This is a genomic window from Nocardiopsis alborubida (assembly GCF_012396365.1).
Classification (GTDB): Bacteria; Actinomycetota; Actinomycetes; order Streptosporangiales; family Streptosporangiaceae; genus Nocardiopsis; species Nocardiopsis alborubida.
On the sequence record NZ_JAAXPG010000005.1, the window covers coordinates 156026 to 171750 of the forward strand.

At 72.5% G+C, this 15725-nt stretch carries 14 protein-coding genes and 2 tRNA genes; 8 read left to right on the top strand and 8 right to left on the bottom strand.

Annotated elements, in window-relative coordinates:
* Positions 1 to 237: 237 nt before the first annotated feature.
* Positions 238 to 657, top strand: a complete 420-nt coding sequence (locus HGB44_RS07185; protein ID WP_061081965.1) for a hypothetical protein — start codon at positions 238 to 240, stop codon at positions 655 to 657.
* 126 nt (positions 658 to 783) lie between these two features.
* Here the strand turns inward: HGB44_RS07185 and HGB44_RS07190 are convergent, their stop codons facing one another.
* The gene (locus HGB44_RS07190) at positions 784 to 1374 is read right to left on the bottom strand and encodes an NUDIX domain-containing protein (protein WP_061081964.1); all 591 of its coding nucleotides are present in this window, start codon (positions 1372 to 1374) and stop codon (positions 784 to 786) included.
* Positions 1375 to 2850, bottom strand: coding sequence for a zinc-dependent metalloprotease (locus HGB44_RS07195; protein ID WP_061081963.1), 1476 nt, complete (start codon positions 2848 to 2850; stop codon positions 1375 to 1377).
* Positions 2851 to 2973: 123 nt separating this feature from the next.
* Between HGB44_RS07195 and HGB44_RS07200 the strand changes: the two genes are divergently transcribed.
* From HGB44_RS07200 to HGB44_RS07210, 3 genes are all read left to right on the top strand, one after another.
* Positions 2974 to 4041 carry an NAD-dependent epimerase/dehydratase family protein gene (locus HGB44_RS07200; RefSeq protein WP_061081962.1) on the top strand — a complete coding sequence of 356 codons (1068 nt, stop codon included), beginning with the start codon at positions 2974 to 2976 and terminating at the stop codon, positions 4039 to 4041.
* Between the two features lie 81 nt (positions 4042 to 4122).
* Positions 4123 to 4560 carry a molybdenum cofactor biosynthesis protein MoaE gene (locus HGB44_RS07205; protein ID WP_061081961.1) on the top strand — a complete coding sequence of 146 codons (438 nt, stop codon included), beginning with the start codon at positions 4123 to 4125 and terminating at the stop codon, positions 4558 to 4560.
* Positions 4561 to 4646: 86 nt separating this feature from the next.
* A complete protein-coding gene (locus tag HGB44_RS07210) occupies positions 4647 to 5705 on the top strand; it encodes a YlbL family protein (RefSeq protein WP_061081960.1) in 1059 nt (352 codons plus the stop codon).
* A gap of 149 nt (positions 5706 to 5854) precedes the next feature.
* On the opposite strand, the gene HGB44_RS07215 is transcribed toward HGB44_RS07210, so the two are convergent.
* On the bottom strand, positions 5855 to 6376 hold the full coding sequence (locus tag HGB44_RS07215; protein WP_269458480.1) for a PPA1309 family protein: 522 nt from the start codon (positions 6374 to 6376) through the stop codon (positions 5855 to 5857).
* A 255-nt stretch (positions 6377 to 6631) separates the two neighbouring features.
* On the opposite strand from HGB44_RS07215, the gene HGB44_RS07220 reads away from it, so the two are divergent.
* From HGB44_RS07220 to HGB44_RS07230, 3 genes are all read left to right on the top strand, one after another.
* Entirely contained in the window at positions 6632 to 9640 is a 3009-nt protein-coding gene (locus HGB44_RS07220; RefSeq protein ID WP_210751253.1) for a UPF0182 family membrane protein, read from the top strand.
* Positions 9641 to 9890: 250 nt separating this feature from the next.
* A tRNA-Met gene (locus HGB44_RS07225) sits at positions 9891 to 9967 on the top strand.
* A 249-nt stretch (positions 9968 to 10216) separates the two neighbouring features.
* Positions 10217 to 10293: transfer RNA gene (locus HGB44_RS07230), tRNA-Met, on the top strand.
* Between the two features lie 85 nt (positions 10294 to 10378).
* Here HGB44_RS07230 and HGB44_RS07235 read toward each other — a convergent pair.
* The 5 genes from HGB44_RS07235 to hisN form a co-directional block, all read right to left on the bottom strand.
* Positions 10379 to 11098, bottom strand: a complete 720-nt coding sequence (locus HGB44_RS07235) for an ABC transporter ATP-binding protein (protein ID WP_061081957.1) — start codon at positions 11096 to 11098, stop codon at positions 10379 to 10381.
* Positions 11099 to 12124, bottom strand: a complete 1026-nt coding sequence (locus tag HGB44_RS07240) for an efflux RND transporter periplasmic adaptor subunit (protein ID WP_061081956.1) — start codon at positions 12122 to 12124, stop codon at positions 11099 to 11101.
* 10 nt (positions 12125 to 12134) lie between these two features.
* Positions 12135 to 13394, bottom strand: a complete 1260-nt coding sequence (locus HGB44_RS07245) for an ABC transporter permease (RefSeq protein WP_061081955.1) — start codon at positions 13392 to 13394, stop codon at positions 12135 to 12137.
* A 199-nt stretch (positions 13395 to 13593) separates the two neighbouring features.
* Complete coding sequence (locus HGB44_RS07250; RefSeq protein WP_061081954.1) at positions 13594 to 14109, bottom strand: hypothetical protein; 516 nt, start codon at positions 14107 to 14109, stop codon at positions 13594 to 13596.
* A gap of 62 nt (positions 14110 to 14171) precedes the next feature.
* Complete coding sequence (hisN, locus tag HGB44_RS07255; protein WP_061081953.1) at positions 14172 to 14978, bottom strand: histidinol-phosphatase; 807 nt, start codon at positions 14976 to 14978, stop codon at positions 14172 to 14174.
* Positions 14979 to 15136: 158 nt separating this feature from the next.
* Between hisN and HGB44_RS07260 the strand changes: the two genes are divergently transcribed.
* Entirely contained in the window at positions 15137 to 15721 is a 585-nt protein-coding gene (locus HGB44_RS07260) for a TetR/AcrR family transcriptional regulator (RefSeq protein WP_061081952.1), read from the top strand.
* Positions 15722 to 15725 lie beyond the last annotated feature (4 nt).

Sequence of the window (15725 nt, forward strand, 5' to 3'; positions counted from 1 at the left end):
GCTTCGCCCGTCGGGGGCGCCGGTGGCCGGACCCGTCGGACTCTCCCGCTCCGGGACCCGGGAACTGCCGGGTCGTTCGGGCGCGGGCGGGAGCACGGAGGCGCCGATACCGATGCGGACAGGGGCAAAAGGCCTTTTTCGCCCTTATCGCTCTCCTGCTCCCGTGTGTTCTGGGGTACTTTTCTGCGGTCACGCGGGCCACGGGCCCCACCGAACCGAAACGGACACCCACTCCCCATGAGGACACTCAAGAAGACCCTGGCGACCGCCGCCGCGACCCTGACGCTTCTGGCCGCCGGTGTGGTCACGGCTTCCCCGGCCAGCGCCGCCGCCTACAACGGCGCCTGCGGCTCGGGCTACTCGGTGGTCAACTCCGCCCCGGTCCGCTTCGACCTGGGCACCGTGTTCCTGACCTACAACAGCTCCAACGGCTACAACTGCGTGGTCACCGTCCGCAGCGCCGACAGCGAAGGCTTCGCCATGCCCATGAGCGCGGGTCTGCGCCGGGCGGGGGACGCCAGCTCCTTCAAGTCGGACACGGGCGAGTACAGCTACTACGCCGGTCCGGTGTACGTGTACGCCAGCGGCTCCTGTGTCGACTGGCGAGGGGTCATCGGCAACCAGGCCACCGAGCGCTACGCCACCAACTGCGGCTGACCCGACGTGAACGGCCCCGCCGGAGAGCTCCGGTGGGGCCGTCGTGTGCCGTGGGAGCGCGGGAACGGGACCAGTGCCCGCCTCAACGGCGCCCTTGCCCGGGCCGCTCCGCACCCGGGTTCCGCGTCAGCGCGTGCCCGGGTCCGTACCCAGAGGGCGTGCGGACGAGCGCAGGTGGCGGGCCACCGCCGCGGCGGCGGTGCGCACCAGGGAACGGCACACCTCGTCGGAGGGCTCGGGCAGGTCGTCCACCGGGAACCAGCCCAGGTCGGCCGATTCGTCGGGGTCGCGCACCAGCACCGCGTCCTCGGGGGCGACCGCCGCGTACTGCACGTCCAGGTGGAAGCTGCCGCCCCCGCAGGGCACCGCGTGGCGGTCCAGCCCGACGGGCTCGGGCAGCAGGGTGAGCCCCCGGATGCCCGACTCCTCGGCCGCCTCGCGCAGCGCCGCCGCCCCCAGAGTGGTGTCCTCCGGCTCGCAGTGCCCGCCGGTCTGCAACCAGATCCGGTGGATCCGGTGCAGGGTGAGCACCGCACGCGAGCCGTCGGCGGAGATGATCGCCGTGCTGGCCGTCACGTGGCCGGGCAGGCAGGAGCGCCACATCCCGTCCCCGTGCGCCTCCAGGTGGTCGAGGTAGGAGCGGCGCAGCTCCTCCTGCCGGGCGTCGGGCGCGGTCCACGCGCCCAGCACCGCCCGGGCGTCCGCGTGCAGTGACACCTACGCGCCCTCTCCCCGGCCGTCGTCCTCGTCCCGGCCGGAGTCGGAGGAGTCCTCACCGGACCTGCCGTCAGCCGACGCGTCCTCGCCGTCCCCCGTCCTCTTCCTGCCGGGGGCGTCCCCGGTCAGCGAGGAGATGTCGAAGTCGGCGCCGCCGAACTCGTCACCGCCCCCGCGCACGAAGGCCTCCGGGTCGTCCAGGTCGTCGCCGGTGGGCATCAGGTCCGGGTGCTCCCAGACCGCGTCCCGACCCTCCACGCCACGCGCCTCCTCCAGGGCGGACCACAGAGCGGACGCCTCGCGCAGACGGCGCGGGCGCAGCTCCAGGCCGACCAGGGCGGCGAACGTGTGCTCGGCGGGCCCGCCGGTCGCCCGGCGCCGCCGGGTCGCCTCGGCCAGGGCGTCCGCCTGCGGCAGGCGTCCGGACACCGCGGACGAGACCACGGTGGCCACCCAGCCCTCGATCAGCGCCAGGGTGGTCTCCAGCCGGGCCAGCGCGGCCTTCTGCTGCGGGGTGTCCTCGGGCTGGAGCAGTCCCTCGCCCCCGACACCGCCCAGGGCCTCCTGGAGCGCCTCGGGGTTGGTGAGGTCGATCTCACCGAGCCGGTCCTCCAGGCCGCTGATGTCGAAGGACATCCCGTCCGCGTACTCGTTGACCAGCCGGGACACGTGCGAGCGCAGCCACGGCACGTGCGAGTACAGCCGGTGCACGGCGGCCTCGCGGGCGGCCAGGTACAGGCGCACCTCGTCCTCGGGGACCTCCAGTCCCTCGCTGAAGCGCGCCACGCCGGAGGGCAGCAGCGCCGCGCGGCCCTCGCCGGCCAGGGGCAGCCCGATGTCGGCGGTGCCGACCACCTCGCGGGACAGCTCGCCCACGGCCTGGCCCGCCTGGCGGCCGACCATCATGTTGCCCATCTGCTGGATCATGCCCAACAGCGGACCGGCGACGGACCGCATCTCCTCGGGCAGGTTCTGCCCCATCGACCGGACGGTCTTGCTGGTCAGCGGGTCGCACAGCTGCACCCACGAGTCCATCGTCCGCTCGATCCACTCCGACCGGCTCCAGGCCTGGGCGGTGTGGACGCCCGACGGCAGGTCGGTAGCCTGGTCGAGCCACAGGTCGGCCAGGCGCAGGGCCTCCTCGACCCTGGCGTAGTCGGACGCCGGGACGCTCGGGTCGCCCTCCTGGGCGACCGTCTGGCGCGCGACGTCCTTGGCCATGTCCCAGTTCACCCCGGACGACGACTTCTGGTCGCCTCCGGGACCGGGACCGGGTTGGGCCGACATCATGTCGGCGAACTGACGCAGCATGTTGGCCATCTGCTGCGGGTCGCCGAACGGGAAGCCGTCCGGCGTTCCGGATCCTCCTCCGCCCGGGCCGCCGCTGCCGGCACCCGAGCCGGAGTCGCCAGAACGGCGTCCGGACTCGTCATCGGGATCGTTCGGCATGCTGAAACCGAATGGCAGGTCGCTCACAATCAGACCTCAGGCAGGATTAGGTTTGGTCTCCACTGTCACGTTAGCTGGGAGTCGCCCGGAGTGAATACCGAAAGCAGCCAGGTTCGCCCAGAGCACAGCCCCTCCGAGGGAGCGGGCACGGTGGTCGCTGTCACCGGTGCCGCCTCCGGGGTGGGCCGGCTCCTCGTGCAACGCCTGGCCGCGCCAGAGAGTTCCGCACGCCTTCGCGAGGTCGTGGCCATCGACGCCGAACTCGCCGATCTGCGCGGTGTCACCTGGCGCATCGCCGACGTGTGCGACCCCGGACTGGTCTCCCGGCTCGGCGGGGTCGACGTGCTCGTGCACACCGCCGACGACCGCTCCCTGGAGACCCGGCCCGCGCGGCGCCGCGCGCACAACATCCGCGCGGCCCAGACGGTCCTGACCGCCGCGGCGGCCTCGGGGGTGCCCCGCGTCATCCTGGTCACCAGCACCATGGTCTACGGAGCCGCCCCCGACAGCCCCGTGCCCCTGGCGGAGAACGCGGCGCGCGTGTCCGACAACAGCGAGGGGCTCATGGGCGACTTCGCCGAGATCGAGGCCCTCGCCGAGCGTGCCCGCCGGGCCCACCCCAGCCTCACCGTCACCGTCGTGCGCCCCGCCCCGCTCGTGGGGCCCGGGCTCGACACCCTGCTCAGCCGCCACTTCTCCGCCCCGCGCCTGCTCACCGTCAAGGGGCACGAACAGCACTGGCAGTTCTGCCACGAGGACGACCTGGCCAGCGCCCTGGCCTTCTGCGCCCTGCACGGGGTGGACGGGCCCGAGGGCGTGGTCGCCGTCGCCAGCGAGGGCTCCCTCACCCAGGACGAGGTGGAGGCCGTCGCCGGGATGAAGCACTTCGAGGTGCCCGCCAACCTGGCCTTCGGCGCCGTCCGCCGCCTCCACCAGGCACGGATCACCCCGGCGGCGGAGGGCGAGTTGAAGTTCCTCGTCTACCCGTGCGTGGTGGACTGCGCGGTGCTGCGCGAGGCCGGGTGGAAGCCCGCCCACGACAACGGGTCCGCCCTGGCCGCCCTGCTGGAGTCCCGGAGCGGCAGGCCCGCGCTGGTCGGGCGCAGCCTGGGCCGCAAGGAGGTCACCATCACCGCCGCGGGCGCCGCCGGAGCCGCCGCGGCGGCCATCGGCACGGCCGCGGCCATCCGCCACCTGCGCAAGCGCAAGGGGGCGTGAGACCCGGGGCCCGCGCGCGTGCGACGGAACGCGCACCCCGCTTCCCCACATGGGGGAACGTCCGGTTGGTACGGTCATGTCGTGGAAGAGATCACTCTCGCGTCAGTACGCGACACCCCCCTGTCGGTGGACGAGGTCCTCGCAGCGGTCTCCGACCCGCGCGCGGGCGGCACCGCGGTCTTCGTCGGCACCGTCCGCGACCACGACCACGGCCGTGACGTCGCCCGCCTGGCCTACTCCGCCCACCCGACGGTGGAGGCCCAGCTGCGCGTCGTCATGGAGAAGGTCCTCAGCGACACCTCCGTCCCGGACCGCCCCGTGGTGAGGATGGCCGCGACGCACCGGGTCGGCCAGCTGGAGATCGGCGACATCGCGGTGGTCGTGGCCGCCGCGGCCCAGCACCGGCAGGAGGCCTTCGAGGCCTGCCGCCGCCTCATCGACGACCTCAAGGCCCAGGTGCCCATCTGGAAGCAGCAGGACTTCGAGGACGGCCGCAGCGAGTGGGTGGGCGCCCCCTGACCGTCCGGGGAGGCCGGAGGGGCCGGAGGGCGGACCCCCGCGGGTCCGGGCGCGGCAATAGGCTGGGGGGCATGCTTCGTCGTGCCATGACCCTCGTTGTCGCGCTCGTCCTCCTCGTCGGGCTCGGGATCGGCAGCCTCTACCTGCCCGTGCCCTACCTGGTCGCCGCGCCGGGCCTGACCGTCAACACGGTCGGGCAGACCGACCGCGGGCCGGTCATCGAGATCGAGGGCGCCGAGAGCTACGAGCACGAGGGCGCCCTGTCCATGGTGACCGTGCAGTACGCGGGCGGGCCCCAGCACCGGCTCGACTTCCTCACCGTCGTCACCGCCTGGCTCTCGCCCACCCAGGCGGTCCTGCCCGAGGAGCTGCTCTTCCCCTCGGGGCGCACGCCCGAGGAGGTCACCGAGCGCCAGACGGTGCAGATGAACGACTCGCAGACCGACGCCACCGCCGCCGCGCTCACCCAGCTCGGCATGGAGTACGAGGCGGTCCCCGTGGTCAGCGGCACCATCGAGGGCATGCCCGCGCACGGCGTGGTGGAGGCGGGCGACGCCGTCGTGGCCGTGGACGGCGAGCCGGTGCCCACGCGGGGCGGCGACCCCGACGCCCCCGCGGGCAGCGCCGCGGTCGTGGAGATGGTCGGCGACCGCGAGCCCGGCGACCCGGTCGGCCTCACCCTGGAGCGCGACGGCGAGACCGTCGAGGTGGAGGTCGCCAGCGAGGAGGGCGACTCGGGCGGCGCGGCGGTCGGCGTGCTCATCGCCGACGAGACCGACTTCCCCGTGGACGTGGAGATCACGGTCGGCGACATCGGCGGACCCAGCGCGGGCATGATGTTCGCGCTCGGGATCATGGACCGCCTCAGCGAGGAGAGCCTCACCGGCGGCGCGGCCGTCGCCGGGTCGGGCACCATCACCGCCGACGGCCGGGTCGGCGGGATCAGCGGCATCCCGCAGAAGATGGTCAGCGCCCAGCGCGACGGGGCCGAGTACTTCCTCGTGGCCGCCGAAAGCTGCTCCCAGGTCTCCCAGTCGGCCGCCTACGGCGAACTGGAGGTGGTCCGGGTGGAGACCCTCGACGACGCGGTCGGGGCGCTGGAGACCATCCGTACCGGCGAGGGCGAGCTGCCGCGCTGCGAGTAGGGGGTCGGCGCCCGCCCGGGGACATCCGCTCCGCTTCGGCCCGTGCTCGGGCGCCCGGAGTACGGGAGCCTTCACCCCCGCGCGCGTACCCTCGTTCCTCGGGCGCGCACCCGGGGCCTCCGGCAACCCCGTGGGCGCCCTGGCGCGGGTCAGCCCTGTTCGGACTCCTCGTCCAGGTCCAGGGTCAGCGCCAGCGCTGAGGTCAGCGCGGGGATGAGGTCCGCCCCGTTGAGCACCTCCGACTCGCTGTCGTGGCTGCGCATGCGCATCGCGCAGTGCCGCGATCCGTCGCGCAGCACACCGGCGACCATGCGGATCTCCTCGGTCTCGCGGCCGGAGGCGCCCGGCTGCTCGTCCGGGGCCAGGGTCTCGTCCGTGCCCTTGACCACCAGGCGCTCCATCACCAGCGCGCACCCGGCCACCCCCTCCGGCCACAGGATGCGGCCCAGCGCCTCCTCCAGCGGGACGTCGGCGGGCAGCTGCTCCTGCTCGACGGGGGTCAGCTCACCGGGGTCCGCGGGGGAGTCGATGCCCAGCAGACCGGCCAGCGCGGGCTCCGCCCGCAGCAGTTCCGCGGTCGGCACCAGGGCGTAGAGGCCCAGCGGCCGGTCCCAGCCCTGCTCGGCTGCGTGGCGTTCGAGGTCCATGACGGCTTCGCGAATGTTCGACACGTTTCCATAGTGACCGATGCGGGAAGCGCGACGCCCCTGTTTTTGGACAGTAGGGTCGCCACGTGGCCTTCCGGATGCGACTCCGATACAGCAACGATGCAGCCTTGTCACTCTGTCGAGGGCCATTTCGGGAACCCTGCGGCCACCGATTAAGTTTTCAGTAACAGAGCGCCACACGCGCACCCATACGCACCTACCAAGCCAGAACGAGGGGGAGGCGTGAGCTTCCGATCGCCCGGCGCACCACCTGCGCGTATGCCTCGCCGATCAAGGTTGCTCGCGCCAGTCGCGGCGACCGTGGTCGTCATCATCGCGGGGCTGATGCTCGCCGCGAACTTCTGGACCGACTTCAAGTGGTTCGATTCCGTCGGCTACACCTCGGTCTTCCTGACCGAACTGTGGACCCGCGTGCTGCTGTTCGCCGTCGCCGGCCTGGTGATGGCCGTCATCGTCGGCGCCAGCATCTTCTTCGCCTACCGCTCCCGGCCCGGCATCCGGCCGATGAGCCTGGAGCAGCAGGGCCTGGACCGCTACCGGCAGTCCATCGACCCGCACCGCAAACTGTTCTTCTGGATCGCGGTGGGGGCCCTCGCGCTGCTGGCCGGAGCCGCGGCCAGCGGTGACTGGCGGTCCTACCTCCAGTTCGTGAACAGCACCGACTTCGGGGTGAACGACCCCGAGTTCGGCATGGACGTGGCCTTCTTCGCGTTCACCTACCCGTTCCTGCGCATCCTGCTCGGCTACCTGTACGCGGCGGTCATCCTGGCGTTCATCGCCGCGGTGATCGTGCACTACCTGTACGGCGGGGTCCGCCTCCAGAACGACTCCGGCCAGCGCGCCACCCCCTCGGCCCGCGTGCACCTGTCGGTGCTGCTGGGCCTGTTCGTGCTGCTGCGCGGCGGTTCCTACTGGCTGGACCGCTACGGCCTGGTCTTCTCCGAACGCGGCTACACCTTCGGCGCCTCGTACACCGACGTGAACGCGGTCAAGACCGCGCTGCTCATCCTCACGGTCATCTCGGTCATCTGCGCCGTGCTGTTCTTCGCCAACATCTACTTCAAGAACATCATGGTCCCCATGGCCAGCCTCGGACTGCTGGTGCTGTCCGCGGTGCTGGTCGGCGTGGCCTACCCCGAGATCGTCCAGCGCTTCCAGGTCTCGCCCAACGAGCAGCGCCTGGAGAGCCCCTACATCGAGCGCAACATCGAGTACACGCGCCAGGCCTACGGCATCGACGACGCCGAGGTGGAGGCCTACGACGCCACCACCGAGCTCAGCGCGCAGGACCTGGTGGAGGAGTCCCAGGACACCACCGTGCGACTGGTCGACCCCTCGGTGGTCTCGCAGACCTTCCAGCAGATGCAGCAGGTCCGCGGCTTCTACCAGTTCCCCGAGGTGCTGGAGGTCGACCGCTACCCGAACTCCGAGGGCAACCTGATCGACACGATCGTGGCCGTCCGCGAGCTGGACGGGCCGCCCGCCGACCAGGACAACTGGCTCAACAGGCACCTGATCTACACCCACGGCTACGGCATGGTCGCCGCCGCGGGCACCCAGATCGACGCCGAGGGCCGCCCGGTCTTCACCGAGTACAACATCCCTCCGCGCGGTGAGCTGAGCGACGTCGTCGGCGAGTACGAGCCGCGCATCTACTACGGCCGCGAGGGCGCCGAGTACGCCATCGTCCAGGCCGAGGAGGAGTACGACTACCCCCTCGACGCCGAGGAGGAGACGGGCGACGTCCCGACCCCGGAGGACGCCGTCGAGGCCGAGGTCACCCCGAGCCCGGACGAGGCCCGCGCCCCGGCCGACGCCGACCAGGAGGCCGCGGAGCAGACCGCTGAGGAGGCCCCCGCCGAGGGTGAGGGCCAGGGCGGCGGAGAGGGCGGTGAGGGCGCCGAGGAGGGCAGCGACTCGCAGGCCTACAACCGCTACGACGGCGACGGCGGCGTCCAGCTGGCCAGCTTCTTCGACCGGATCCTGTACGCGATCAAGTACCAGGAACCCAACATCCTGCTCAACAGCGCCATCACCGACGACTCGCGCATCATCTACGAGCGCGACCCGGTGGAGCGCGTGGAGAAGGTGGCCCCGTACCTGACCACGGACAGCCGCCCCTACCCGGCGGTCGTCGACGGCCGGGTCGTGTGGATCGTGGACGCCTACACCACGTCCGACGGCTACCCGTACGCCAACCGGATCGACTTCACCCAGGCGGTGACCGACACCTTCACCGACGGCTCGGCCCAGCAGGTGGGCGCGCTGCCGGGCAACGAGGTCAACTACATCCGCAACTCGGTGAAGGCCACCGTCGACGCCTACGACGGCACCGTCACCCTGTACGCGTGGGACGAGGCGGACCCGGTCCTCCAGACCTGGATGGACGCCTTCCCCGGGACCGTCGTCAGCAGGGACCAGATGAGCGAGGAGCTCATCGACCACCTGCGCTACCCGGACGACCTGTTCAAGGTGCAGCGCCAGATCATGCGCGAGTACCACGTGACGGACGCCGCGGCCTACTACGGCGGTCAGGACTTCTGGTCGGTCCCCAACGACCCGACCAACGAGACCGAGGCCCCCGAGCCGCCCTACAGGCAGACCATCCAGTACCCGGGTGAGGAGTCGACCTTCTCGCTGACCAGCACGTTCGTGCCGCGCGGTCGCGAGAACCTGGCGGCCTTCATGGCGGTGGACAGCGACCCGCGCTCCGAGAACTACGGCCAGCTCAAGCTGCTGGAGCTGCCGCGGAGCACGGTGATCCTCGGCCCCGGGCAGGTGCAGAACGCCTTCGACGCCGACGCCGACGTCCGCGAGGTGCTGCTGCCGCTGGAGCAGTCCAACGCGGAGGTGACGCGGGGCAACCTGCTCACGCTGCCGTTCGCCGGCGGCCTGCTCTACGTCGAGCCGCTGTACGTGCAGGCGGGCGGCGGCGGAGCCGCCTCCTTCCCGCTGCTCCAGCAGGTCATGGTCGGCTTCGGTGACGAGGTGGCCATCGGCAACAGCCTGCCGGACGCGCTCAGCAACCTCTTCGACGGAGAGGGCACGCCCCCCGAGGAGGGCGCCGAGGAGGGCGCCGAGGCGACCCCGGAGGAGGAGGCCGGCGCCGGTGGCGGCGGCGAGGGCGGCGGAGGCGACCAGGAACTCACCGACTCCCTCAACGAGGCAGTCGAGGCCTGGGAGGAGGCCCAGCAGTCCAACGAGGAGGCCAACGACCGCCTGCGTGAGGCGCTGGAGGACATCCAGCAGCAGCTGGACGAGAACTGAGCCCCGCCTTCCGGCGGTGACCGCTCCGTGAGGGGGCGGGGGTCCTCGGGCCCCCGCCCCCTCAGGCGTTCCGGGAGCTCGTCTCCGGGGGCCTCCGCTCCCGCGCCCCCGGGCGCCGCGGGGACGGGCCGCGTGAGGGCTCCGCGTACCCTGGGTCCGGCGCCCGCGAAGGCTCTACGGGTCCGCTGGCACGTCCCGATCCGCCGATTTGGGTTTTTGTTCAGGGCGCGCTACTGTGTAGACACAACGACGCGGGGTGGAGCAGTTCGGTAGCTCGCTGGGCTCATAACCCAGAGGTCGCAGGTTCAAATCCTGTCCCCGCTACCAGACCCGGACCCGGGAGAAATCCCGGGTCCGTCGGTTTTCCTTTCTCCTCCTTTTCGGAGGAGGGCGGAAGCGGACGCCCCCCAGGGGGAGTCCGGGTGGTCGGACCAGGGTGCAAGCGCTGGTAGGATTGCCGAAGGCGGTCGGGAAACCGACTACCACAGGGTGGGATCTCCACCGGTTTTCTCCAGGGAAACTCAGGGAAAACCGATTTGCCACCCGGGGCTAAACCCCCTAAAATAGAGATCACGACGCGGGGTGGAGCAGTTCGGTAGCTCGCTGGGCTCATAACCCAGAGGTCGCAGGTTCAAATCCTGTCCCCGCTACCAGCAAAACGCCGGGCGCATTTCGCGCCCGGCGTTTTTCGTGTGCCCGCGCTCCGGTGCGCCGCCCGGTCTCCCGGGCGGCGCGCGCTCAGCGGGTGCGGCCCTCCACGAGTTCGACCACGCGGTCGGCCCGCTCGGCCACCCCGGGGTCGTGTGTCACCACGGCCACCGCGGCGTCGCGGATCCGGGCCTGCTCCAGCAGTTGGTCCATGATCATGGTGCTGCTGGCGGCGTCCAGGGCGCCCGTGGGCTCGTCGGCGAGGATCAGGGCGGGTTCCCGGCTCAGCGCCCGCGCCAGGGCCACACGCTGCTGCTCACCGCCGGAGAGCTGGTGCGGCTGCGAGTGCAGCCGGTGCCCCAGCCCCACGGCCTCCAGCAGTTCGCGGGCCCGCGCACGGCGGCGCAGCAGGGGCACGCCGCCGAGGACCATCGGCACGCCGACGTTGGCCAGGGCGGTCCGCCGCTCCAGCAGGTGGAACTGCTGGAACACGAAGCCGATCCCCTCGCCGCGCAGGCGCGACCTCGGCCCCTCGCCCAGGCGGGTGGTGTCCACGCCGTCGAACGTGTACGTGCCGCCGCTGGGCCGGTCGAGCAGGCCCAGCACGTTGAGCAGGGTGGACTTGCCCGAGCCGGACTGGCCGACGATCGCCACCACCTCTCCCCGCCCCACCCGGAACGTGCAGTCGTGCAGCACGTCGATCCGGGTCCCCGACACCGTGAAGTGCCGGGTCATCCCCTCCACGTCCAGCAGGGGCGCCGGGCGGGGGCGGAGCGGCGCGGTCTCGGGGGCCGGTGCGTCGACGGACATCTAGCCCTCACCCTCCTCGGCGAACCCGTCCTCGGAGCCGTAGGCACCGGGCACGTCGAACCGGGGGTCGAGCGGGATCGGGTCCAGGACCCTCTCCCCGATGCTCAGCCCCTCGGTGACCTCGACGGACGACCCGTCGGAGACGCCCAGCTCCACCTCGCGGGTCTCCTCGGTGCCGTCATCGCCCACCACCACGACCTCGCCCGACCCGGCGGTGCCGCGCACCGCGGTCACGGGGACGATGAGCGCGTTCGCGGCCGCGCCGGTGCTGACCGACAGCTGGCCCAGCACGCCCTCGAAGACCTCCAGGTCGGCGGGCACCCGGCAGGCCAGTTCGGCCCCGCCGCCACCGCCGTCGCCCTCGGCGTCCCCGCCGCCCTCCTCGGGGGCGGGGGCGCCTCCCCCGGCCGTGCCCAGGGACAGGAACCCGCACGCGGCCGCGGGCGGCCCCTGGTCGATCTGGAGCAGGATGTCCTCGGGGTCCTCGTAGAACCGGTAGAGGTCGTTGGGCGGGATCGACGCGACGGCGCGGAACTCCTCGGGGGCGACCGTGGCCACCACCGCGCCGGGCTCCAACACGTCGCCGACCAGGACGTCCTCCAGCCCCGACACCGTTCCGGCGGCGGGCGCGTACAGGGTGACCTCCTCGGTCGCGGGGGCGTCGGGGACCTGGCCGTCCTCCCCGTTGACGGGCGCGCCCCCGGCGGGCACCCTCACGTTGACCACCGGGGCGCCCTGGCCGACCTCGGCGCCCTCGCCCACCCACAGGTGGGAGACCGTGCCCCCGTTGCGGGCCTCGACCGTCTCGCCGGGCTCGGCCCGGACGACGGCGTCCAGGACCAGCACGGAGCTGACCTCGCCCATCACCACCTCGACCGGCGCCCCGCCCACGTCCAGGGCGGCCTCCTGCATGCCGGCGCCCTCTCCGGCGCCCGGGCCGCCCGGACGGGACACCAGGAGGTAGCCGGCGCCGGTCAGTCCTCCCACGAGGACCAGGGCCGCGCCGATGATGATCCACTTCTTCACGTGATCTCTCCTATTCCCGGAGTCCGGCGACCACGGACGCGCGCAGCGCCCGCATCGCGGGGATGATCCCGGCCAGCATCCCGACGAGGGCGGCGCTGCCCAGGCCGACGAGTACTCCGGACGCGGGGATGTTCAGGGGGACGTCGGCGGGCAGCGACACGAAGCCCTCCAGCACCGCGCCGCCCGCGGCCAGCAGGGCCCAGCAGGCGGCGAGCGCGATGAGTCCGGCCACCAGGGACACCACGACCGACTCCATGACCACGGCCACGAACAGGGTGAACCGGCTCGCGCCCAGGGCGCGGTAGGTGGCCAGTTCGCGGCGGCGCTCGCGTACGGTGACCAGCCCCACGTTGAGCACGCCCAGCAGGCCGGTGGTGAGGGTGACGGCGGCGATGCCGGTGAGGCCCCAGGACATGTAGGTGATGACCTGGCCGACCTCCTCGGCGTAGTCCGTGCGGTAGGCCATGACGGCGTCCCGCTCCTCCACGCCCCAGCGCCAGGACACCGACGCCAGGCGGTCGGCGAAGACCTCTCCCCACGGGTCCTGCGCCGCGGGGTCGCGCGGGTCGATCCGCACCTGGTAGGTGGTCATGTCGCCCATGAGGAACGGGTCGGCCGACTCCTCCCCCCGCTCCTGCGCGCCGGTGGAGGCCCCGAAGAGCAGTTCCTCGGAGGCGGGGGCGCGCAGCAGGTAGGCGCTGTACCAGCCCATGTCCAGCGCGGAGCCCCTCAGGACGCCGACGACGCGCACGTCCGTCCACCGGCCGGTGCCGACCTGGACGCGGGTGAGGTCGCCCAGCGCGTTCGCGAGTTCCTCGTTGACGACCATGACCGGTGCCAGCGACTCGGTGTCGGCCTCGGTGAACCAGCGGCCCTCGGCCAGGTTCATCCGCCGGATGTCGCCCAGGGTGGGGTCCACGCCGAGGAACTCCACGTCGGGCAGGACGGAGCCGCCGGAGCGGATCGAGGGGATCTGGGAGGGCCTGTGGTAGATCGAGACGTCCTGGCCGCCCGCCCGGAGCAGGTCCTGCTCGAAGGCGGCGCGGTCGGTGACCCGGCCGTGCACGGTGACCTCCAGGGTCGCCGGGCGGCCCGCGTTGGCCTCGCTGTAGGCGGTGGCGAAGCGCTGGCCGAAGTCGCTGGCGCTGACCACGAGGATCAGTGCGCCGACACCGACGACGATGCCCGCGCAGGACAGGATGGTCCGGGCCACGTTGGCCCGTGAACCGGCGAAGGCCAGCACGATCCCGGCTGTGAGGGAACGCAGCATTCGGCCCCTTCCCGTGATGTCTGTGAGATCCGGGCGCCGCGACGGCGGCGACGGGATACCCGCGGGGGTGGCGGGGTTTTCACCAGACTCATCGTGGAAGGAGGCGGTTTCGGTTCAGTCAGTCCGAATTAATTCCGGGCCGCCGTTTCGGGCCGCGCGCTGGAGAGGGAACGGACGCAAGCGCGGCGGGGCCGGGGTCTCAGGCCGACTCGAACTCGTCGCAGGTGAGCGGCGCCCCCGAGCCGGTGTCCGACCAGACCACGGTGTGCGCCCCCGCGGAGGGGGAGCCCTGCGCACCATCGAAGTCGTCGGGGTAGCGCACGCGGGTCCACTCGCCGGACGCGACCGCCGCCCTGGTGGTGGCGGTGCCGCCGCGGGGCCCGGTGACGGAGACGGTCACCGAGGCGGTGCCCGCGCCCTCCGGAGCCAGGACGCCCAGTTCGACGGGGCCGTCCGCGGTCACGCGCGGCACCTCGGTGCGCCAGGGGTGGGCGGCCCGGCTGTCCACGGCGGGCACGCACGGGTACCTGGCGGGGTCGAACGCGGTGTCGGGGACGCCCAGGCCGGGGCCCTCCCCCCGGACGGAGGAGCGCACGGTGTCGGCGATCATCTCGCGCAGCTGTTCGGGACCGCGCCCGTGGCCACCGCCGCAGGCGGTGGCCAGTAGGACCGCGGCCGCGCACAGGGAGGCCCGGAGGGGTGTCGTGGTCAGCACACCACCGCACGTTACTACCTACGGTGTCTGAGGATGTACCCTCTGTTGCTCCGGGGGTGGGGTCAGACGCGGTGCAGCGGTGTGGGGCCGCCGTTGAGCCAGGTCAGCACCTGGTCGTGGACCGCGCCGTTGGTGCACACCAGGGGGCCGCCGTCCTTGAAGCCCTCGCCGCGCAGGTTGGTGGCCCGTCCGCCCGCCTCCTCCAGGATGACGGGCAGCGGCGCGGCGTCCCACAGCGACAGCTCGGGCTCGGCGGAGACGTCCACGACGCCCTCGGCGACCATCACGTGCGACCAGAAGTCGCCGTAGGCGCGGGTGCGCCAGACCGAGCGGGTCAGGCCGAGGAAGGAGTCGAGGCGGCCCTGCTGCTCCCAGCCGGTCAGCGAGGAGAAGCTCAGCGAGGCGTCCGACAGCTCCGACACCGTGGACACGTGGCAGCGCGAGGCCTTGGACAGGCTGCGGCCCTGCCAGGCGCCGCCGCCCCGGGAGGCCCACCACCGGCGGTACAGCGCCGGGGCCGAGACCACGCCCACCACGGGACGGTCCCCCTCCAGCAGGGCGATCAGGGTCGCCCACACCGGGACACCGCGGACGTAGTTCGCGGTGCCGTCGATGGGATCGATGACCCACACCCGGTTGCTGTTGCCCGTCTTGCCGTACTCCTCGCCCACCACGGCGTCGCGGGGCCGGGCGCGGGAGAGCACGCCGCGGAGCGTCTCCTCCACCATCCGGTCGGCCTCGGTCACGTGGGTGAGGTCGGGTTTGGTGTCGACGACGAGGTCAAGCGCCCGGAAGCGCTTGAGCGCGATGTCGTCGGCAGCGTCGGCGAGCACGTGGGCCAGCCGCAGATCATCGTCAAAGGACACCATGACCGGTAACGCTACCCTCACGGGCACGAACATGGCCAAAGGGGCGCACGCGCGTGACCAGAGTGTTAGTTCCCCACCGCCGGGGTCCGAGGGAACGGCGGCCCGGCGGGGGGAGCGTCAGGGGTGTCGTCCGCGGCGGCGGATGCGAGGATGGGGACATGGACACCGCGAACCGGCAGGGGCGCGCCGAGGGCACCTCGGCGCGGGAGCGCTTGTTGGACGCCGCCTACGCCGAGGTCGTCTCGGGCGGGTGGTCCGACCGGCGCATGGTGGACATCGCGGCGGTCGCCCGGGTGTCGCGCCAGACCCTGTACAACGTGTTCGGCAGCAAGGAGGGCCTGCTCCAGGCCGTCGTGGTACGCGAGGTCAACGCGCTGCTCGACCGGGTGGTGCGCCTCCTGGAGGAGGAGGGCGAGGACCCGCCGCACGCGGTGAGCCGGGCCACGCGCCTGGTGCTGCTGTCCGCCCGCGACAACCCGCTGCTGCGCGCGGTGGTGACCGGGGACCACGGGCTCCTGCCTGTGCTCACCACGCGCGCCGAACCGCTGCTGGACGTCCTGGGCGAGCGCATCACCGCCCTGCTGGGGGAGCGCTACCCGGAGCTGGCCGGCTTCGCCGCCGAGGCCGCGGCCGACGTCGCCCTGCGCCTGACGGTGTCCTACTCGCTGCAGCCCATCGACCCCGACGAGGCCGCGCGCAGGGTCGAGACGGTCGTGCACGGGATGCTGACGGTCGGCCGCTGAGGAG